The sequence below is a fragment of the Burkholderia contaminans genome (assembly GCF_029633825.1).
In the GTDB taxonomy this organism is placed as follows: Bacteria; Pseudomonadota; Gammaproteobacteria; order Burkholderiales; family Burkholderiaceae; genus Burkholderia; species Burkholderia contaminans.
Map to the genome: position 1 here is coordinate 352,563 of NZ_CP090642.1, position 22,383 is coordinate 374,945.

Genomic DNA, 22,383 nt, shown 5'->3' on the forward strand with positions numbered 1-22,383 from the left:
GAAGGCTCCTTAGAATGCGCTGAGTTCGACGGTGGGCTGGCGGGCTTCGGCGCGCAGCGCGCGTTGTCCCAGGGTCAGGTTCCGGACGCGAACGCCCGGATTGGCGAGCACCTCGCCGATGACGGACGTCAGCTCGTTCGCGAGGCCTTGCACCAGGGCTTCGCTGAACCGCCCCGCGTGATAGACGACGCGGATCGCGAGGCCCTCGGCGTGCGGCTCGGCCAGGAACCAGAAGTCGGTCGCGGCTTCCGTGTCCGCGCGCTGCGGGTCGTGGTCCGGCAGCTCGGCGATATGCACCTGCCCCGCGTAGCGATCGACGGGGCCGTGTCGCTGGTTCTGCAGCGTCAGGCCGATGTCGAAGAGCGGATTGCGCCCCGCCACGCGTTTGATGTGCAGCTCGTCGAGCAGGCGATCCAGCGGATACAGCGGGTGCGAGAACGCTTCGAGCGTGGTGTCCCGTACCCGGGTGAGCAGCGTGTCGAACCGGTCGTCGCCCGCGACACGATCGCGCAGTGCCAGCACGTTCAGGTAGGGGCCGACCTGCGACTCGAGTTCGGGCAGTTCGCGGCCCGCGACCGGCGTGCCGACGACGATGTCCTCCTGGCCGGAGCGGCGGTAGAACAGCGCCTTGATGGCGGACAGCAGCGCGATGAACAAGGTCGCGCCGTGGCGCTTGCCGAGCGATTCCAGCGCCGCAGTCTCGGCGGCGGGCAGGTCGAATCGCCAGGATTTCCAGCTCGGCGCGGCCGGCTGTTCGACGTCGCCCGGCAGTTCCAGTGCGCGCAGGCCGCCGCCCAGTTTGGTCATCCAGTAGTCCTTCATGCGCGCGCCTTCCGGCCCGGCGAGCAGGCGGTTCAGCCAGCCGGCGTAATCCTTGTACTGGATCGGGAGGGCGGGCAGCGGATCGTCGCGACGCTGGACGAATGCGTCGTAGAGCGCGGACAGGTCGTCGAGCAGTACCTCCGTGGACCAGCCGTCGCTCACGACGTGATGCATCGTGCAGATGCAGACGTGACGGACTTCGGAGAGCCTCAGCAGCTTGACGCGGAACAGCGGGCCGGTCGCGAGATCCATCGGCACGAGCCGTTCGCTCGCCTGGATCGACGCCGCCTGGGCATCGCGGTCCTCGGCATCCTGCAGATCCACGATCTCGACCGGGAACGCGGCTTCGCCGGGCGGCAGCACGTGCTGGACCGGCTGGTTGCCTTCCAGCACGAAACGCGTGCGCAGGATCTCGTGACGCTCGCTCAACGCGCGGAACGCCCGCACGAGCGCATCCACGTCCAGCACGCCCTCGAACAGCAGCGACGTGGGCAGCGGCCCCTCGGCTTGCGCCGCATGGAGACGATCCTGGACCCACAGCCGCGTCTGTGCGGGAGAGAGCGCGTAGCTTGCCTGCGCCGGCAGCGGCGTCACCGGCGCGTAATCGATCGGCTGCGTATCGGCGATGCGCTTCGCCAGGCTCGAGATGGTGGGGAGTGCGAACAGGCTGCGGATTTCCAGCTTCGCATGCAGGTCGCGCCGGATGCGCGCGACGACCTTCGTCGCCAGCAGCGAATTGCCGCCCAGCTCGAAGAAATTGGCGGTCGTGCTGATCCGCGCCTGGCCGAGCACTTCCTGCCAGATGGCCGCCAACTGCGCTTCGAGCGCGTTGACGGGCGCAACGTGGTCCAGGCCGTCGCCGGGTTCGGGCAGCCTCGCGCGATCGAGCTTGCCGTTGGGCAGATGCTCGAACGCGCTCACGACGACGAACGCGGAGGGCACCATGTAATCCGGCAGCCGCTGCCGCAGGTGGCCGCGCACCGCTTCGACCAGTTCGGCTTCGGGGTGCGACGAGCACAGCCATCCGACCAGTCTCGCGCCGTCGTCCACGCCGCGCAGCGCGACGACGGCGGCATCGACCAGCGGGTGCGACGTCAGCGCCGCCTCGATTTCACCGGGTTCGATGCGCAGGCCACGGAGCTTGATCTGGTGATCGATGCGGCCGAGGAACTCGATGTTGCCGTCGTGCCGGTAGCGTGCGAGGTCGCCGGTGCGGTAGAGGCGCGCGAGCGGGTCGGCCGAGAACGGATCGGCGATGAACTTCTCGGCGCTCAGTTCGGGTTCGCCGTGGTAGCCGCGCCCGACCGGCGTGCCGCCGATCAGCAATTCGCCGGCCACGCCGATCGGCGTGGGCTGCATCTGCGCGTCGACGATGTAGAGGCGGGTGTTGGCGATGGGCCGGCCGATCGGCACGATGCGGTGCGGATCGTCGCGCCGGCATTCCCACGCGGTCACGTCGACGGCGGCCTCGGTGGGGCCGTAGAGGTTGTAGAGCTCGACGTCCAGGCGCTCGAGGCAGCGCTGCTGCAGGTCGTGGGGCAAGGCTTCGCCGCTGCACACGACGCGGCGCAGCGACGCGCAGTGCGCGTCGAGGTCCGGATGATCGAGGAAGGCGCGCAGCATCGACGGCACGAAATGGATCGTGGTGATGCGTTCGCGCTCGATGAGCTCGACCAGGTAGTCGGTCTCGCGCTGGCCGCCGGGGCGGGCGAACACGAGGCGCGCGCCGGTGACGAGCGGCCAGAAGAGTTCCCAGACCGAGACGTCGAAGCTGAACGGGGTCTTCTGCAGCACGGCATCGTCGGCGCCGAGCGCGTAGGCGTGCTGCATCCAGAGGATGCGGTTGGTGATCGCGCGATGGGTGTTGAGCGCGCCCTTGGGGCGGCCGGTCGAGCCGGACGTGTAGATCATGTAGGCGAGGTTGTCGCCGTTCAGCGCGGGGGCGGGGTTGGACGTCGCCGCGGCATCGAGGTCGAGCGCGTCGCGATCGACGACGATCACGTGCGCGTCGGTGTCGGGCAGCGCGTCGCGCAGATGCTGCTGGGTGAGGAGCCAGCGCAACTGCGCGTGGTCGATCATGAAGCGCACGCGCTCCGCGGGGTAGTCGGGATCGACCGGAACATAAGCGCCGCCGGCCTTGAGGATCGCGAGCAACGCGACGCTCATGTCGAGGGAGCGCTCCATCGCGACGCCGACGAGTGCATCGGGGCCGACGCCGAGCGCGATGAGGTGGTGGGCGAGGCGGTTGGCGCGCAGGTTGAGTTCGGCGTAGGTGAGCGCGGTGTCATCGAAGACGACAGCGACGGCATCGGGCGTGCGCTCGACCTGCTGCTCGAACAGGCGGTGCAGCGGTTGTGCGGCGGCGTCGCCGAAATCCGTGTCGGTGCGGTTCCACTCGACGGTCAGCAGTTTCCGCTCCGCATCGCTCGACAACGGCAGACGGGCAACGGCAGCTGACGCATCTTCCGCGAGATGCGTCAGCAGGGTCCGGTAGATGTCGAGGAAACGCTGTACCGTGCTCGCGTCGAACAGATCGGTGTTGTAGTCGCAATCGATCAGGAGTGCCTGCCCCGCGTCGAGCACGTTGACGTTCAGGTCGAACGCGGTATGGCGGATCAGCGGCGCCACGAGGCCGACCGTCAGGCCGCGCAGTTCGGGCAGCGCCGACACCGGTTCGAGGTTGAAGACCGCCGATACCAGCGGCGCGGCGTTGAGATCGCGCTGTGCGCCGATTTCGCGGACCAGTTCGGCGAACGGATAATCCTGGTGCTCGAGCGCGTCGAGCAGGTTCTGCCGGGTGCCGGCCAGGAAACTGGCCACGGTGGCCTGCTCCGGCAGCGTGGAGTGCAGCGGCAGCAGATGCGTGCAGTAGCCGGCGAGGCGGTCGCTGCCGGCCACGGAGCGGCCGGTCACCGGGATGCCGGTGACGATCTCCTGCTGGCCGGCGACGCGGTGCAGGAACAGATTGAAGCCGGCGAGCAGCACCATGTAGAGCGTGCAGCCGTTCTGACGGGCCGCGGTACGCAGCGTCGCGGCCGCCGCCGCGTCCAGATGCAGGGACACGCGCTCGCCGTGAAACGTCTTCACCGCGGGCCGCGGGTAGTCCAGCGGAAGATTCAGCGGTGCGGCCTGACGCGCGCATTGCGCCAGCCAGTACTCGCGATTCGCCTTCGTTTCCGGGCTGTGGCGCTGGCCGTCGAGCTGCTTCAGGTACGCGCGAAACTGCAGCGGCGCGTCGGCCGGCGCCGCACCGGCATACGCGCGGGCCAGATCCTCGAGCAGCACGCCGAACGTCGAGCCGTCACAGATGATGTGATGGGCCGTCATCACCAGCAGGTGACGCTCGCTGCCCAGGCGCACGAGCGCGGCCCGAAAGAGCGGGCCGTTCACCAGGTCGAACGGCTGGCGGCTTTCCTGCTCCCGCCACGCGTTCGGGTCCGTGTCGATCAGCGGAATCTCGAGTGTCAGCGACGGATGCACGATCTGGCCCGACCCGTCCGCCATCATCGTGGTGCGCAGCGCCTCGTGCCGATCGACGAGGCTCTGGACGGCGGCGCGCATCGCGGCTTCGTCGAGCCGGCCGTTCAGTTCGAGCGTGGTGTTGACGTTGTAGGCGAGCGATCCTTCGGGATCGATTTCCGACAACACCCACAGCTGGCGTTGCGCTTCGCTCAGCGCGGCCACCGTGCCGTGTTTCGAGTGCGGCCGGATGAAGCCGCCCCGGCGCAGGTCGGCGACGCTGTCCTTCACCGCCCGGATGAAGCGGTCGATATCGGCATCCGTATGCGCGGTGGACAGGAAGCAGGTGCGCCATTCCCAGATGTAGATGCCCTTTTCGAGCATGTGATAGAAGAACAGGTCGAGGTTCTCGGTGAATTCGAAGCGGAACATCGAGCCGAACCACGTGACCTTGATCGGCGCCTCGGCCTCCGCGAAGAACGCATTCAACGTGCCGGCGATCTGCGCGGTGCGTTCGTTGAGCGCGGCCTGCAGCGCCGGCCCTTCCTGCTCGATCTTCTCGAGCACGGCCAGCGCGGCCGCCATCGCGAGCGGATACTGGCAGAACGTGCCGCCGAACGCGGTGCGGTCCGCCGCGGGGAACGAGTGGTCGCCGTAGGTCCACATGCCGCCGTCGATGGCGTCCATGAAGCGGCTGGTGCCGGCGATGACGCCCAGCGGCAGGCCGCCGCCGATGATCTTGCCGTACGTCGCGAGATCGGCCCTGATGCCGAACATGGCTTGCGAGCCGCCCGGATGGACGCGGAAACCGGTGATCATTTCGTCGAAGATCAGCGCGACGCCGGCCTCCTCGGTGATGCGACGCAGTTCCTTGAGGAATGCGACGGGCTGCAGGGAAGGGTTGCGGCTCTGCACCGGCTCCACCATCACGGCGGCGAGGGTCGGCGCCATTCCTCGAATGGCCTCGAGCGCGGCGTCGCTGCCGTAATCGAGCAGGATCATGTTCTCGACCGAGCCGAACGGTACGCCCGGGGCGATGGTTTCCGTCACGCCTTCCGCGTTCGCCGCGGCGAGCGTGCCGTCGGCATGGCCGTGATACGAATGCGTGAACATCACGATCTTGTCGCGCTCGGTCACGGCGCGCGCGAGCCGCATCGCGGTCATGACGGCCTCGGTGCCGGTGTTCGAGAACGCCACGCGATCGAGGCCGGTTACGCGGGCAAAGCGCGCGGCGACTTCGCCGACGAGGCTGGAGCGCGCGCCCAGTTCGAGCGGGCGCTGCCATTCCCGGGTGACCTGCTGCTGGATGAAATCCGGCGTGTGGCCGAACAGATGCACGCCGAAGCCCATCGTGAAATCGATGTACTCGTTGCCGTCGATGTCCCACAGCCGCGAACCGGCCGCGCGATCGCCGACGATCGGATACAGCATCTCCTTGGTCGAAAAGCGGAAGCCGACCGTGGCGCGGCTGTCGGCCAGCACCGGGCGCGACGCCTGCACCGAGTCCTTCGATTTCCGGGTGCGCGTCGTGTAGCGCACGATCAGCGCCTCGAGATGCTCCTGCTGCGCGGCGGACAGCCCGCGCGCCCGCTGCTGGACCGGGCTGCCCCACGGCATCATCGGCTGGGCGGCGGATTGTCGGCCGCGGGCGCCGCGGCAGCCGCAGGCGCGGGCTTCGCCGCGGGTGCGGCGGCCGGGGCCGCGCTCGCCGCCTGGGTGCGACGCTCGCCGTGCTCGCGACGGCTTGCACGGCGGCCGTTGCCGGCCGGACGCCGGGCTGGCCGGTCAGCGACGTGCGCAGCAGTTCCATCTGCTGGCTCATCACGTGCGACAGCAGCTGATTCTGCTCCCGCAACACGCGCTCGACCGTCGAGTCGCCTTCGGCCGCCACCCATTCCGCCGGGGCGGCGGCGAGCGGCGCAAGCCCCGCCGCGGACGGCGCGACCGCGACCGCCGGCGTGGACGGTTCCGACACGGCCACGGCCACGGCTACGGCCTCGGCCCCGGACGGCGCGGCGGCTGCCGGCAGGTTGTCCGCGACATATTCGGCGAGCGCCTGCACCGTCGCCAGGTCTTCGAAGAAGCGGCGCATGGCCAGCTTCACGCCGTACTCCGCCTCGATGTGCCGGATGGCCTCGATCAGTACGATCGAGTCGGCGCCCATCTCGAGGAAGGGCAGTTCGATGTTGATGGTGGCGGGATCGGCCTGGATCAATTCGCCGATCTTGCCGCGAAGCCATTCGAGAATCTCGCCGCTGCGATTGTGCGTCGGTGCTGCGGCGATGGGTGATGCGCTTGTCTGAGTCATGGACGTGTCCGCTTTCTGGAACCAGGTACGGCTGCGTTGGAAGGGATAGGACGGCAATGCGATGCGCGCGGGCGCGGGTGTTTCGGTCGGGGCCCAGTCGACGTCGACGCCGCGGGCATACAGGCTCGACAGCGTTTCGATCAGCGCTTGCTGCTCGACTTGCGGCCGCTGCAGGGCAAGGAACTGGATCCCGGCGTCCGGCGCACAGCACGCGCGGGCCAGGTTGACGAGCACCGGCTTCGGGCCGATTTCGACGAGCACGTTGAAACCGGCTTCGGCGAGGCGCTCGACACTGCTCGCGAACTGCACCGGCTCCCGGCAGTGGCGGCGCCAGTACGTGTCGGTGGGCGCCTCGTCCATCACGGCGCCCGTGAGATTCGAATAGAACGGGATCGCCGGGCGTGCGACGGGCACGGTTTTCGCCGCGAGCTGGAAGCTGTCCAGCATCGGCTCGAGCAGCGGCGAGTGAAACGCGTGTGACGTATTGAGCGGCACGGACCGGATGTCCCGCGCGGCGAACGTATCGACCAGCATTGCGATGCGCTCGCGCTTGCCGGAGATCACGATGCTCGCCGGGCCGTTGACGGCCGCCACCGCGACTTCGTGCGGCCACGCGTCGATCGCGCGCTCGACCGTGGCGAGGTCGGCGAAAATCGCCGCCATCTCGCCGTCGCGGGGCAACGCCTGCATCAGCCGGCCGCGTTCGGCGATCAGCCGCAGGCCGTCTTCCGGCGAGAAGACGCCGGCCGCGCAAGCGGCCGCGTACTCACCGACGCTGTGGCCCATCACGGCGTCGGGCACCACGCCGAACGACGCCAGCAACGTGGTGAGCGCGTACTGCAGCGAGAACAGGGCCGGCTGGCTGTAGCCGGTCTGGTGGATGTCCTCGCCCTGGGCCGACAGCACCTCGAGCAACGGCTTGTCGAGCAGCGGATCGGCCACCGCGCGGCAGCGGTCGATGGCGTCGCGGAACACCGGATACGCGTCGTACAGACGGCGGCCCATGCCGGCGTATTGCGAGCCCTGGCCGGTGAACAGGAAGGCCATCTTCACGCGGGGGGCGGGCTGCGCCGCGCCGGCCGGTTCCTTCGCGTGGAACGCGCGCAGCTTGTCGATGGCGTCGTCGAGCGACGTCACCGGCCATGCCAGCCGATGCGCGAAATGCGAGCGGCCGGTCGCCGCCGAAAAGGCCACGGCCGCGATGTCGAGACCGGGTTCGGCTTCGAGCCGCCGCTGATAGCGCCCGGCCAGCTCGCGCAACGCCGCGGGGGTCTTGGCCGACAGCACCAGCGGATGCACCTTGTGTCTCGACGGCGTCGCCTGCAGCGCCGGCGCGGGCGCTTCTTCCAGCACCAGGTGGGCATTGGTGCCGCTCGCGCCGAACGCGCTGACGCCGGCTCGCCGTGGCCGTTCGCCACGCGGCCACGCGCTCGCCTCGGCGCAGATCTCGAGGGGCAGCGCGTCCCACTGCACCAGCGGGCTCGGCTGGCGGAAATGCAGGTGGGCGGGCAGGCGGTCGTGGTTCAGCGACAGCACGACCTTGATGACGCCCGCGATGCCGGCGGCGGACTCCGTGTGGCCGATGTTGGTTTTCACCGAGCCGACGCGCAGCCGCCGGCTCGCATCGCGGCCTGCGCCGAACACCGTCGCCAGCGCCTGCAACTCGACGGGATCGCCCAGCGGGGTGCCGGTGCCGTGCGCTTCCACGTAATCGATGGACGCGGCGGGCAACCCGCCCAGCGCCTGGCGGATCACGGCTTCCTGCGCCCGCCCGTTCGGCGCGGTAAAGCCGCTCGACGCGCCGTCGTGGTTGACCGCCGAACCCCGCAGCACGGCCAGCACGCGATCGCCCGCGGCGAGCGCATCGGACAGGCGCTTGAGCACCAGCGCGCCGCAGCCTTCGCTGCGCACGAAGCCGTCCGCCGCCGCGTCGAAGGTCTTGCAGCGGCCGTCCGGCGCCAGCGCCCGCGTGCGCGAGACGGCGATGGAGTTGTCCGGCGACAGGATCAGGTTGACGCCGCCCGCGATGGCGACATCGCACTCGCCGCTGCGCAGGTTCTGGCTGGCGGTATGGATCGCGGTGAGCGACGACGAGCAGGCGGTGTCGATCGCCATGCTCGGCCCCTGCACGCCGAGTCCGTAGGAGATGCGGCCGGCCGCCGTGTTCAGCGGGTTGCCGGTGAAGAAATAGCCGTCGATGCCGCTGCCGCCGCCGTTGCGAAGCTGCAGGTTCGCGTAATCGTTGGTGGTGATGCCGACGAAGACGCCGGTGCGGCTGCCCTTGAGACTGTCGACCGGAATGCCGGCATGCTCCAGCGCTTCGTGACTGACCTCGAGCAACAGGCGCTGCTGCGGGTCCATCGCGGCAGCTTCGCGCGGCGTGATGCGGAAGAACGCCGGATCGAACTGATCGACGTCGTCGAGAAAACCGCCGAAGCGGCTGTACATACGCCCCGGCGCTTCCGGATCGGGATCGTAGTACGCGTCGACATCCCAGCGCTCGCGCGGCACTTCGGAAATCGCATCCACCCCGTCGTTCAGCAGCTGCCAATAGGCGTCGAGATCGTGCGCGGCGCCCGGAAAGCGGCAGCTCATGCCGACGATCGCGATCGGCTCCGGCGTGCCGGCCTCGCGGGCATCGATGGCCGGCGCGACCGGTCGCGGCTGCTGCGGCGGCGGCACGGACTGCGCCTGAGCCGGCGCCACGTGCGCGTCCGGCGCCGTGCCGGACGCCTGCTCCGCCAGGAAATCCGCGAGGGCGTTGACCGTCGGATGATCGAACAACAGCGCGACCGACAGCGGTATGCCCAGCGCATTTTCGAGGTGCGTGCGCACGTCCAGCGCCATCAGCGAATCCATGCCCATCTCGAAGAAGCCGAGATCGCGATCCAGCGTCCCCGCGTCGTAGCCGAGCACCTGGGCCACCGCGCGATCGATGCTGTCCGCCAGCAGGCGCTTCCGCTCGCGCGGCGATGCGTCGCTCAACGCCGGCATCGCCGGCGCGCTCGGCGCGCTTTTGGCCACCCGCACGCGGTCGAGGAACGGCTTGGGTCCGCGCGCCTCGTAGGAGCCCTGGAACAGCGCCAGGTCGATATCGACGACCGCGACCTGGGGCACGGCGGGGAGGCGATTCAGCACGTCGAGCGCGCGATCTGCCGCCAGCGACCGGATGCCGACACGCCGCAGCAGCGCTTCCGCCTCGGGGAACGTCATGCCGCCTTCCGCCCAGGGCCCCCAGTTCACGCTCAGCGCCGGCAGGCCCTGGCCGCGGCGATGATGCGCGAGCGCGTCGAGGAAACGGTTCGCGGCACTGTAGTGCGCCTGCTCGCGCGAGCCCCACGCGGACGCGATCGACGAAAACAGGAGGAAGAAATCGAGCGGGAAGTGCTCGCTCTGCTGATGGAGCAGCCACGCGCCCGCAACTTTCGGTTGCAGGACCGCGTCCAGTTCGTCGCGCTCGACCTGCATGATCGGCTTGTAGCCGACGATGCCGGCCGCGTGCACGATGCCTTTCAGCGGCACGCCGTCGCGCCGCAGCGCGGCGAAGAAAGCGGCGACCGCTGCGGGATCGGCGATATCGAGGCGCTCGCAGCGCAGCGTCACGTTCCGCTCACGCAGCTCGGCGATCGCCCGCTGGCTCTCGTCGCTCGCGGCCCCTTGCCGGCCGACCAGGATCAGCGTGCCCGCACCGCGCGCCGCCAGCCATCGGGCGGTGTGCAGCCCGAGCGCGCCGAACCCGCCGGTGATCAGGTAGGCCGCGTCCGGGTCGACCGGCAGCGCGGCCGTTTCGGCTTGCGCGAGCGGGCTCAGGCGCGCGACATGGCGCGCGCCGTGCCGCAACGCCACCTGCTCCTCGCGGCTCTCGCCGAGCATCTCCTGAAGCAGCGCGTGCGTCTCGTCCTCCGGCGCGGCCGGATCGAGATCGATCGCGATGCCGAACCATTCCGGATGCTCGATCATCGCCCCGCGTGCGAGGCCCGACAGCGCAGCCTGGGCGAGCCCGGATACGTGCGGCGCTTCGCCGGCTTCCACCGCGTCGCGCGTGACCACCGAGATCCTGGGCCGGGTCGACGGTGTCCACTCGCGCTCGCTGCCGACCAGCGCGTGCACGAGATGCAGCAGGGCCGTGGACATGCGCGTTTCGCCGACGGCTTCGTCCAGCGCCCATAGAAAGACGATGCGTTGGCCGGGGGCGGCGGTCTCGTTCAGCAGGCGGACGAAATCGTCCGGCCGCTCGGGCGCGACCTGCCAGCCCGCTTCCGCGCCGGCGACATAGTCGGGGCCGGGGCGCACCAGCGAGCAGGATGCGCCGCGCGCGCGCAGCAGCACCGCAAGCCGCTCGCCGACACCGCTTGCGTCCGCGAAGATCAGCCACGGGGACGCATCGGCGGCGACCTGTGCCGTCGGCAACGCCGCTTGCTGCTCCCACACCACGTGATAGAGCGGGTGTGCGTGCGGCGCGACGGTTTCGGCGGGGGCGAATGCAGTCCTGAGCAGGTCCGGAAACGCGTTCAGCATGTCCTCCGGGTACTTGCCGGACGACTTGAGGTGCCGCAACGCTGCGTCGATGCTGCCGGCATCCATGCCGACGATCGGCGACGGGATCTTCTCCAGGCTGAAGCGCTGACGCTCGAACGGGTAGTTCGGCAGGGTCGTGGCGGGCTGGGCGGGCGCCGGAAACAGCGCACGCCAGTCGAACTGCGCGCCCTGCACGTACAGCGCCGCGAGTGCGCGCTCCAGGGCATCGCCCGCGCAGGGCGGCGGCAGCCAGCCGTCGGCGAGCCCCTCCGGCGGGTGCGATGCGTCGGCCTGATCCGACGCGCCGGCCAGTTGCAACCAGTACTGCGGGTGCGTCACCTCGTCGGTCACGTCGGCGCCGAGACAGCCGGAAATCAGGCGGACCGACGGCCGTGCGAGCGGCATGTCCCGAAGCACGGCGCGCAACGCTTCGGCATTCGAACGGGCGGCCACGAGGCGCAGCGCGTCGGCCACGCTCACGACGCCCGCCACGCAGGCCGCGACATATTCGCCGATGCCATGGCCCGACACGACGGCCGGGCGGATGCCCCATCCCTTCCACAGTTCCGCCCACGCGAACTGGATCGCGAACCGGCCCGCGTCGGTCTCGAGTGCGTCCAGCGGCACCGAGCAACGCGCGAACGCGTCGCGGAACAGCGGTTCCGACGCGTGGAGCGCGTGCGCGACGCCGCTGTCCGGCACGCCGAACCGGAAGCCCATGCGCAACGCCTTGCCCGTGCGCGGCGCGGCCGCCGACGATGCCGGCACGCCCGATACATAGGCCGCGCGAAACGGATAGTGACTCCGCCCGGTGGCGGCGGCGCGGCAGATCGCGGCCAGCTCCTGCGGCGTCGCGCCGGCGATCGCGCGCTCGTAGCGTTGCACGAGCGCCGCCAGCGCCGCTTCGGACCTTGCCGACAGCAACAGCAGCGCGCGCTGCGCGGCGCGTGCCGGCGCGACGGGCGGTTCCTCGACGATCGCGTGGGCATTGGTGCCGCTGAATCCGAACGCGCTCACCCCGGCGATGCGCCTGCGTTCCCCGCGCTGCCACGCGACCGGATCGGCCGCGACGCGGATCGGGATGTCCTGCCACGGCGTATGCGGATTGGGTTGCGTGAAATGCAGGTGCGCCGGAATCCGGTCGTGCTCGAACGACAGCAGCACCTTGATCAGGCCGGCGATGCCGGAGGCCGACTCCAGATGCCCGATATTGGTCTTGACCGAACCGATCACGAGCGGCTCGTTCGCCGCGCGCCCGGGGCCGTAGACGCCGGCCAGCGCTTCGACCTCGATCGGGTCGCCGAGGGACGTGCCGGTGCCGTGGGCCTCGACGTAGGAGACGTCGCCGGGCGCGAGGCCGGCCTGGTGCAGCGCGCGACGGATCACCCGTTCCTGCGAATCGCGGCTCGGCACGGTCAGCCCGCCGCCCGCGCCGCCCTGGTCGACCGCCGTGCCGCGCACGATGCCGAGCACCCGGTCGCCGTCGACGAGCGCGTCGGCGAGGCGCTTGAGCACCACTATGCCGCACCCTTCGCCGCGCACATAGCCGTCCGCCGCCGCGTCGAAGGTCTTGCAGCGTCCGTCCGGCGACAGCATGCGCGCCTGCGAGAAGCTGACCATCACCTCGGGCGACAGCATCAGGTTGACGCCGCCCGCGAGCGCCATGTTGCTTTCGCGCGAGCGCAGGCTTTCGCAGGCGAGGTGCAGGCACACCAGCGACGACGAACAGGCGGTATCGATCGCCATGCTCGGGCCGGTGAGGCCCAGCACGAACGACAGCCGGCCCGCGGCCATGTTCAGCGCGCTGCCCGTGCCGGCGTAGCTGCTCGACGGCATCGACGCATTGGACACCTGGATCGCGTGGTCGAAGCAGGTGATGCCGACGTACACGCCGGTGGCGGACTGCCGGAAGCGCTCGGGCGCGAGATGGGCGTTCTCGAGCGCCTCCCACGCCACTTCGAGCAGGAGCCGTTGTTGCGGATCGAGGTAGGTCGCTTCGCGCGGCGCGATCCCGAAGAACGCCGCGTCGAACTGATCCACGCGTTCGAGAAAGGCGCCGTGGCGGGTCGCCATCTTGCCGGGCGTGGACGGATCGGGATCGTAGTAGCGATCGATGTCCCAGCGCTCGCCCGGCACTTCCGTGACGGCATCGCGCGCGCCGTCGAGCAATTGCCAGAACGCGTCCGGCGTATCGCTGCGTCCGGGGAAGCGGCAAGCCATGCCGATGACGGCGATCGGTTCGTTGCGGTTCGAACGCAGCGCCGCGATTTCCGCGCGCCGCAGGCGCAGTTCGTCGAGCGCGGCTTTCAGTGCATGCGTGGCCTTGGCGTTCATTGGGCGCCGATCTCCTGGGCGATCAGTTCGGAAAGGTCGTCCTCGTCGAGGTCGCCGGATGCTTCGTCGACGACCGGCGCGGGGAGCGATGGCGACAGTTCGTTGAGCACGTACTGGGCGAGCGTCTGCAGGTTCGGATAGGAAAAGAACAACGTCGCGCGAAACGGTCTTCCGAACACCTTGGTGAGGCGATCCGTCAGTTCGAGCGCGACCAGCGAATCCAGGCCGAGATCGAGCAGCGATTGCTCGGGCGCGATGGCATCGGGGCTGGAAAGGCGCAAGGTTTCGGCCAGCATCGCCGCGAGCGTGTCGGTGATGAGTTCGACCCGTTCGCGCGGCGCGCGCGCATGCAGCTGGCGCAGCAACGCCGTCTCCTGCTGCGCCGGCTGCGCGGCCGGTTGCGCCAGCTCGGAAAACAGCGCGGACCCGGCGGCCGGCGCATCGACCCGGAACAGGGTCGGCCAGTCGATTTGCGCGACCCCGGACTGGGTGACGCCGGACGCCATCAGCCGTTCCAGCGTCGCGATGGCCAGTTCGGGCGGCAGCGTGCCGACGCCGAGCGCGCCGAGTTGTTCGTGCGCGCGCCGTCCGTAGTCGGTGGCGGCGTGGCCGATCTCCGCCCACGGCCCCCAATTGACGCTGAGCCCCGGTTTCCCCTGCGCGCGCCGATGCTGGGCGAGCGCGTCGAGGAAACTGTTCGCGGCCGCGTAGTTGCCCTGGCCTGGCATGGTGATCAGCGCGGCCATCGACGAGAACAAGACGAAATGGTCGAGCGGCAGGTCGGCCGTCAGCTCGTGCAGATACCACGCGCCGTCGGCCTTGCCGCTGCCGGCGCGATGGAAGAAGTCGTCGTCCTGGCGTGTCAGCAGCGCATCGTCGAGTGCGCCGGCGAGGTGAAAGACTCCCTTGAGCGGCGGCATCGAACGCGCGATTTCGCTGATCGCATCCGCGACGTCCTCGCGACGCGACAGGTCGGCGCGAACGAACCGCGCGTCGAGCGTGCGCAGGATTTTCTCGGCCGCGGGGGAGGGCTCGCTGCGCCCGAGCACCACGATCTTTCCGGCGCCGTTGTCGGCAAGCCAGGACGCGAGCCGCAGGCCGAGCCCGCCGAGCCCGCCGGTCACCAGATAGGTCGCGTCACCGTGGAACCGGATCGGCCGGTGGCTGACGTATTCGCGATTGTCTCGGGCGATGCGCGCGACGTAGCGCTGGTCGCGGCGAAACGCGATCATGTCCTCACGGCCGCCAGCCTGTACCGCTTGCATGATGTCCGCTGCCGACGGCTGCGCGGGATCGAGGTCGACGAGCCCGCCCCACAGCGCCGCATGCTCCACCGCGATCGCGCGGCCCAATCCCCACAGCGGCGCCTGTGCCACCGCGATCGATTCGCCATCCAGAACATGCATCGCGCCCGACGTCACCAGCCACAGGCGAGCCTGCCGGGCCGACGGCGCGCGTGACGCAAGCGCCCTGACCAGGTGCAGCACGCTCGCGCTGGCACGCCGTCTCGCCGCGATGTCGGCGGGCGCGAGATCAAGACTCCACAGGTGGATGACGCCCTTTAGCGGGCGGTCGGCCGCGGGCAGTTCCGGCGTCGCGTCGGCGAAGCGCAGCGTGCATGTATCGCCGTGGGCTTCCAGCAGAGTCGACAGCTGGGCGCCCACGCCGCCGCGGTCCGCGAGAATCAGCCACTCGCCGGGCGCCGAACCGCCGGTTGCCGCGTCGACGTTCGACGGTCTCCACACGCGCTGATAAAGCAGCGCGGCGAAGTCGTGGCGCTCGACGGCACGCGCCGCGCGCACCTGCTGCAACCGCAGTGCGTCGATCTCGATCAGCAGTCGGCCGGCCAGGTCATGGACGCGGATGTCGCCCTCCAGCGCGCCCTGTCCGATCGGCGTGCGCAGCGTGGCGTGACTCCATGCCTCGGTCGACGCCGGCGGCTGATGGACCCGTACCGCGCCGATCGAGCTGGGCAGGTACAGGTCGCCCGACTCCAGCGCGTCCGAATCGATGGCGGCGGCGAGTACGCGGCTGCACGCGTCGAGAAAGGCGGGGTGGACCTGGTACGGTGACGACGCCAGCGCATCGGCCGGCAGGCTGATTTTCCCCAGCGCCTCGCCGGTCGTGCGCCAGATCTGCCGGATCGCGTCGAACACGCCGTCGATCTGCACGCCGTGCTGCCGGATTTCGCCGTTGAAATCCGCGCCCGACGTCGTTTCGGTGCAGCGGGCCTGCACCTCGGCGGCATCGAATCGCGTCGGCGCGGCGGATCGCCTGGAGGCGCACATTTCCCGGAGCCGGCGCAGCTGCGGAAGATTGCCGAGGATCCGCTCGACCGGCGGACCGAAATCGAGCAGGCAGGCCACTTCATCCACGCCGATCGACTCGAGATCCCGCACCAGTTCGACGCAGGTTTCCGGCGTGCCGATGAGCCCGCGCGATTGCGCGAAGCGTTCATAGAGAAACTCGACGAACTCGTCGAGTTCGCGTGCGCCCATCGCGCGCACGTCGACCGACTGGCCGCGACTCTGCGCCAGCCCGTTCAATAGCCCGATATTGCTGCGGATGTAGTTGCAGAACGGCACACGCGCCTGTTCGCGCGCCTGCGCCGCATCGTCGCCGACGAACGTGTGCAGCATCACGGACACGGTGCCGGCCGCCGGATCGAAGCCATGGTTCGCACGCGCTTCGCGGTAGAGGGCGATCTTGTGCGCGAGCTGGTCCCGATCCTGGTCGAGCACGTGGGTCAGCAGGTTGGCGCCGGCTTCGCCGGCACGTACGAACGTCTGCGGATTGCTCGCGGCGGTCACCCAGACGGGCAGCTCCGGCTGCACCGGCGTCGGATAGATGCGCAACCGCACCGGCTTGCCGACGCCGTTCGTCGCGTCCAGCGTGCCGCCGCGCCACAGATGCTGGACGGCGCGCATCGTGGTCAGCATGTCGTCCTGCCGGGTCGCATATTTGTCCGGGGCGAACACGAAGTCGTCAGGATTCCATCCGGAGGCGAACGACACGCCCACGCGGCCGTTCGACAGGTTGTCCACCATCGACCATTCTTCCGCGATCCGGATCGGGTTGTGCAGCGCGGCGACCACGCTGCCCGCGACCAGCTTCACGCGTTGGGTGGCCGCGGCGAGCGCGGCGTGCAGGACGGCGGGATTCGGGTAAAGCGAGCCGAATTCGGTGAAATGGCGCTCCGGCACCCAGACGCTGGAGAACCCGTTCGCATCGGCGAAACGCGCGCTTTCCATCACGAGCTGGTACTTGTTGCCGGACAGCGCCTCTTCACTGCTGGCGAAGAACATCAGGCCGAATTTCATGCGTGGCTCCGATCCGATTCGTGAATTTCGGCACTCGCGCACATCTGCCATGTCGCGGTGGCGCGGGTGTCGTCGATCCGGTGATAGACGGCAAACGAAAACGGTCCCCAGGACCGGCGGCTCAGCACCGTCTGCACGGTGCGCGATTCGTGCGGATGCAGCGGCAGGGGCGCATGCAGTGCGAGGTCCTTCAATGTCGTATGGCCGGCAGCGCCGATTTCCGACGTTGCCGACAGCGCCATTTCCACGAAGGCGGCATAGGGCAGCACGGGCGACCCCTTGACGCGATGACCGTCGAGAAAGGTGGTTGCCGGCGCATCGAGACGCGATTGCCAGATCCACGTGGCCGGCGCATGCGCGTGCTGCTCCATGAGGCGCCCGAGCAACGGATGCCGAGGCGCACGTGGGCTGAACCAGAAGCCGCGACGCTCGAACGGGTAGGTCGGCAGGGCGAGCCGGCGGCGCGGTGCACCTTGCTCCACGGCATCCCAGTCGATGGACGCGCCGCGTACGTAGAGCGCGGCGAGCGTGTGCAGGATCGCGTCCCACGCGGCCGTGTGCGCGCCGATGTCGATCACGATGCCGGGGTGTCCTGCCGCACCGCCGTCCGGCACCTGCGGCACGCCGGCGCACGCGGCTGCGGCGCGATGCCCGTCGCCGGTGCTGCTGACCGCATCCGGCGTGATGCCGAAGGACATCCACAGTTGCGCAAGCGCGCGCTGGAATGTCGTGAAACCGGCTTCGTCGGGGGCGAGCGCGGGCGCGTCGGATGCGTCGGATTGCCGCTGCATCAGCGCGTCGAAAGCGGGGCTGGCCGCGCGCAATTGCCGAACCGCGTCGGCGCTGGCGCCGTCGTCGGCGCAAAAGTGGAACGTCACCGCGGGCGGTGTTTCGGCAGGCTCGCCGGACCCAACAGCATCAAGTTGCGCACGCAACGAATCGAGGCTCGATGCGACGATGGCCGCGCGCCGCGTGAAGTGGGTGCGCCCGGTATTGGCCGTGAACGCGACGTCTCGCACACGGGCCTCGGGATGGGCGTCGAGATAGGCCGCATAGGACGCAGCGAGCGCTTGTAACGCTTCCGGCGTGCGCGCGGAGAGCGTCACGACGCGCGTCGCGGGTGCAACCGTTTCGGCTTCGACCGCTGCGGGCCGCGGCGCTTCTGACAGGATCAGGTGCGCGTTGGTGCCACCGAAGCCGAACGAGCTCACCCCTGCCAGGCGCGGCCCGTGTTCCGAATGCCAGGGCGTGACCTGCCGAGGAATCCGGAAGGGCGTGCCGTCGAGCGCGATTTGCGGATTGATCGACCGGAAATGGAGGTTCGGCGGAATCGCGCGATGGTGGAGCGCCAGGGCAGTCTTGATCAGGCTGGCGATGCCCGCGGCCGATTCCAGATGGCCGATGTTGGTCTTGACCGACCCGATCCAGCAATGATCGTCCGGGCGGCGGGATTCGTTCAGCACGGCCGCCAGCGAGTTCAACTCGATCGGGTCGCCGAGCGGCGTGCCCGTCCCGTGCGCCTCGACGAAGCCGATGTCCTGCGCGCGCACGCCGGCGTCGCGCAGCGCGCCGTGAATCACGGCCTGCTGGGCCGGGCCATTCGGCGCGGTCAGGCCGTTGCTGCGTCCGTCCTGATTCACCGCCGAGCCGCGGATCACGGCGAACACGGTGTCGCCGTTCTCGAGCGCATCGTCGAGCCGCTTGAGCAGCACCATGCCCACGCCTTCGCCGCGCACATAGCCGTTCGCTGCCGCGTCGAACGCCTTGCATCGGCCGTCCGGCGACAGCATGCCCGCTTGCGTGAAGGACGCGCTCAATTGCGGCGCCAGAATCAGGTTGACCCCGCCGGCCAGCGCCGCATCGGACTCGCCGCGCTGCAGCGCGCGGCACGCCTGATGAACCGCGACGAGCGAGGACGAACACGCGGTGTCGACCGCCCAGCTCGGGCCGCGCAAATCGAGCGCGTAGGAAATGCGGTTGGCGGCGACGCTGAGCGCATTGCCCGTCGCGACATAAGGGCCGACGTCCGCGACTTCGTCCTGCGCCAGACGGATGTAGTCGGAATTGCTGATGCCGACGATGACCGCGGTGCGTCCGCCGGCGAGGCTGCGGGGTGCGACGCCCGCATGCTCGAGCGTCTCCCAGGCCACCTCCAGCAGCAGACGCTGTTGCGGATCCATCGATTCGGCTTCGCGGGCGCTGATGCCGAAGAACGCCGCATCGAACTGATCGACCTGGTCCAGCAGTCCGGCGGGCGGAAGGCCGGCGGCGCGCTGCGTCGCCGCACCGACCGCGTCCCGGCCCTCCAGCAGAAGCTGCCAGAATGCGTCGGGATTGCCGGCGCCGGGGAAGCGGCATCCCATCCCGACGATCGCGATATCCGCGCGTGCTTCGGCCGAGCCCGGCGCCTGCTCCGGCATGGCATTCCCGGTGCCGCTCAAATGGCGCGCCAGCAGGGAAATACTCGGAAAATCGTAGACGACGGTCGGGGAAACCGGCCGCCCGAGCCAGTCCTGCAGCTCGCCCGAGAGCATGATGGCGTCCTTCGAATCGAGCCCGTGGACGCTGAACGGCGCGTCGGGGTCGATCTTGCCGGAAGCGATTCCCGACAGGCGCGAGACACGTTCGATGCACCATTGCACCAGCGCTTGCGTGTCGCGTGGCTCGGCAGTCTGCGTGGGGGCTGGCGGCGCGGAGAACGCACGCCGCCATTCGCCCGCGATCGCGAGCCCCTGTTCATCGAGGAATGCCTGCCTGATCCGGCTCCGCTGGATTTTTCCGCTGGACGTGCGCAGGATCGTGGCGGGTTTCAACAGGACCGCCGCATACAGATCGACGTCGTGCACTTCGGCGAGCGTGTGCCGGATCTCGGCGGCCACGGCTTCCGCGTCCAGCGTGTTGAGCGCTTCCCGGCGCACTTCACAGGCGACGACGACCCGCTCCACGTTATCGACGTGGATCGAGAAAGCCGCCGATGCGTTCGGCGCCAGCGCGGGGTGGCTGCCCTCCGCGGATTGCTCGAGATCCTGCGGGTAGTGATTGCGGCCGGCGACGATGATGAGGTCTTTCAAGCGGCCGGTAACGAAGAGATCCTCGCCGTCGACGAAGCCGAGATCGCCCGTGCGCAGGTAACGCGCGTCATCGCCGTCCAGCTTCGCGCGGAAGGTGCGCTCCGTTTCGTCGATACGGTTCCAGTAGCCGACGCCGACGCTCGGCCCGGTCAGCCAGATTTCGCCGATCCGGCCGGGCGCGCAGCGCTCACCGGTATCCGGATTCACGATCCGCACGCGGTGCTCCGCCCAGGTCCGGCCGCATGAGACCAGCGCGTGGCGCTTGCCGGAGTCGCTTCTCGTTGCCACGCCTTGTGCCAGCGCGTCCGCGTCGTAGTCCGCCACGCGCGGCAGCGAGCGTGCCGGCTGGCCGGAGATGAACAAGGTCGCCTCGGCCATCCCGTAGACGGGACGCATGGTGTGCGCGTGGAAGCCGCATGCGGCGAAGGCGCGCGAAAAACGCGCCACCGACTCCGCGCGCACCGGTTCCGCGCCGTTGAATGCAACCCGCCAGCTGCTCAGGTCCAGCTGCGCGCGCGCTTCATCGGAGATTTTGCGAGCACACAGGTCATACGCGAAATCCGGCGCGGCGCAATGCGTGCCGCGATACTTCGTGATGGCCTGCAGCCATCGCACGGGTTTCTGCACGAATGCCGCGGGCGCCATCAGCACCGACAGCACGCCGAGATAGATCGGCAGCAGCACCTTCCCGAAGAAACCCATGTCGTGAAACACCGGGAGCCAGCTGACGAACACCGCCGACACATCGGCATCGCTCGCCTCGGCGATGACCGCCATGTTGCTCAGGATGTTCGCATGGCTGATCATCACGCCTTTGGGCGTACCGGTGGAGCCTGACGTGTATTGCAGAAGCGCCAGCGTCTGCGGCGTGATGTCCGGTGCGCGCCATTGTTCGGCCGGGGCGTCGAAGCGCTGGTCCGTCGCCAGGATCTTCAGTTCCAGCGTGTCGGAATAACCGTCCGCCTGATGCGCGATGCCGTCGAGCGTCGCGGCGTCCGTCAGCGCGACGACCGGCGTGGCGTCGGCGACGATGGCCTTGAGACGATCGGCGGGACGATGCCTGCGCGGTGGATAGGCGGGTACGCCGATCAGGCCGGCGTACAGGCATCCCACCCATGCGCAGATGAATTCCAGCCCGGGCGGATAAACCAGAAGGACGCGATCGCCCGGTTGCGCGATATCTTGCAGCCTGGCGGCGATGCCGCGTGCCCGCTTGTCCAGGTCGCCGAACGTGAGGCGGGTCAGCTCCGCTTCGCCGTTCTCGAGAAAAATGAATGCGGTCTTCTCCGGTTCGACCTTGCCGCGAAACAACAAAATTTCTGTAACAGTCCTGAATTTTGTATCGGGAAGCATGCTCAACCTTCGTTGTCTTCTAAACGTTGAATATCTCAGGACCGGTTGTGGCGATCCGCCAAGCGTGCTTCATCGGACGGTATTGAAATTAGAGCATTGCTCTAATCCGGCGTCTGCCCCGTAATCCAAGGACACGGCGTTTCGCGCACTGGATCGATTCCGCTTGTCGTTGACGTGTACGCTCGCGCTCGCTAACGACCGGCGATTCCTTCGATGTCGGGCGTGTACGGGTCCAGCAGTGACACGACGACCTTGCGCTCGCCTTCGAACGGGTTGCGGCCATGCGCGAAGCGCATGTTGTCGACCAGCAGGACGTCGCCTCGTTGCCAGGGAAACGTGATCGCGCATTCGCGGAACGCGCGGCGGATCTGCTCGAGGTCGGCGAGATCGAATGGACTCCCGTCGCCATGGCAGGCATTGCGCGGAATGCGATCCTCGCCGAACAGGCTGACGATCGAACTGGCGAGCGATGCTTCCAGGTTCGAGATGTGGAACAGATGGGCTTGATTGAAGAACACCCGCTCGCCGGTGACCGGATGGTAGGCCACGCCCTGGTTGACCTGGGCGGTGCGCAACGTGTCGTCGTCGAGCCATTTGTGCTCGATGCCGTTGTCTGCGCAGAAGGCTGCAACCTCACTGCGGTCGCTGGTCTGGAACACGGTTTCCCACGGAATGTCGACGTGCCGCCGGTAGTGCCTGACATAGCGGACCTGTCTCGCCTCGAAGTGATCCAGGATGCGCGGTCCGATCCTGCGGCTCACCTCCCGCATGTCGGCAATCGGCGTTTCGCCGCCAGTCGCGGCCGGCGTCAGGCAACAGAAGGCCACTCTCAGCGGCCAGCTTCGTTGATACGCGTTTTCGCAATGAAGGGCGATCGTCTCGCTCGGCGGATACTCGGTCGCGGTGAAGATGCCGTTGCCGATCGAGGTGCGTGGCGTGGAACGATAGACGTAGTCGGACTGATGGGCCGAAATCGCGTGAGCAAACGCTTCGAAGCCGCCCACGGATGAAACGTCGAAGCCGCGAAACAGGAGTGCGCCGTGTTCCAGAAGCCGGGATTCGAGTGCCGCCCGGTTGTCGTTCACCGCCTGTGCCAGATCGCGTCCATTCGACACAGGCTCCAGCAGCCACGGCGAGCTTCCCTCGGCAAGCAGCTTGCGTTCCGTCATGCCCAGCATCGTCAATAGTCCTTTCCTGT

At 68.8% G+C, this 22,383-nt stretch carries 4 protein-coding genes and 1 pseudogene; all 5 read right to left on the bottom strand.

Annotation, left to right across the window (positions count from 1 at the left end; genetic code table 11):
* Positions 1-9 precede the first annotated feature (9 nt).
* A complete protein-coding gene (locus LXE91_RS33770; RefSeq protein ID WP_341348850.1) occupies positions 10-5,901 on the bottom strand; it encodes an amino acid adenylation domain-containing protein in 5,892 nt (1,963 codons plus the stop codon).
* Positions 5,902-6,379: 478 nt separating this feature from the next.
* Positions 6,380-13,441 (bottom strand): annotated as a pseudogene (locus tag LXE91_RS33775) (SDR family NAD(P)-dependent oxidoreductase); the annotation flags it as partial.
* Entirely contained in the window at positions 13,438-16,761 is a 3,324-nt protein-coding gene (locus LXE91_RS33780; protein WP_039362385.1) for a bifunctional LLM class flavin-dependent oxidoreductase/SDR family oxidoreductase, read from the bottom strand. The gene LXE91_RS33780 and the pseudogene LXE91_RS33775, both read right to left, overlap by 4 nt.
* On the bottom strand, positions 16,758-21,185 hold the full coding sequence (locus LXE91_RS33785) for a beta-ketoacyl synthase N-terminal-like domain-containing protein (RefSeq protein WP_039362388.1): 4,428 nt from the start codon (positions 21,183-21,185) through the stop codon (positions 16,758-16,760). The genes LXE91_RS33780 and LXE91_RS33785 overlap by 4 nt, the downstream gene beginning before the upstream one ends.
* A 191-nt stretch (positions 21,186-21,376) precedes the next feature.
* Positions 21,377-22,363 carry a TauD/TfdA family dioxygenase gene (locus tag LXE91_RS33790; RefSeq protein WP_039362498.1) on the bottom strand — a complete coding sequence of 329 codons (987 nt, stop codon included), beginning with the start codon at positions 22,361-22,363 and terminating at the stop codon, positions 21,377-21,379.
* Positions 22,364-22,383 lie beyond the last annotated feature (20 nt).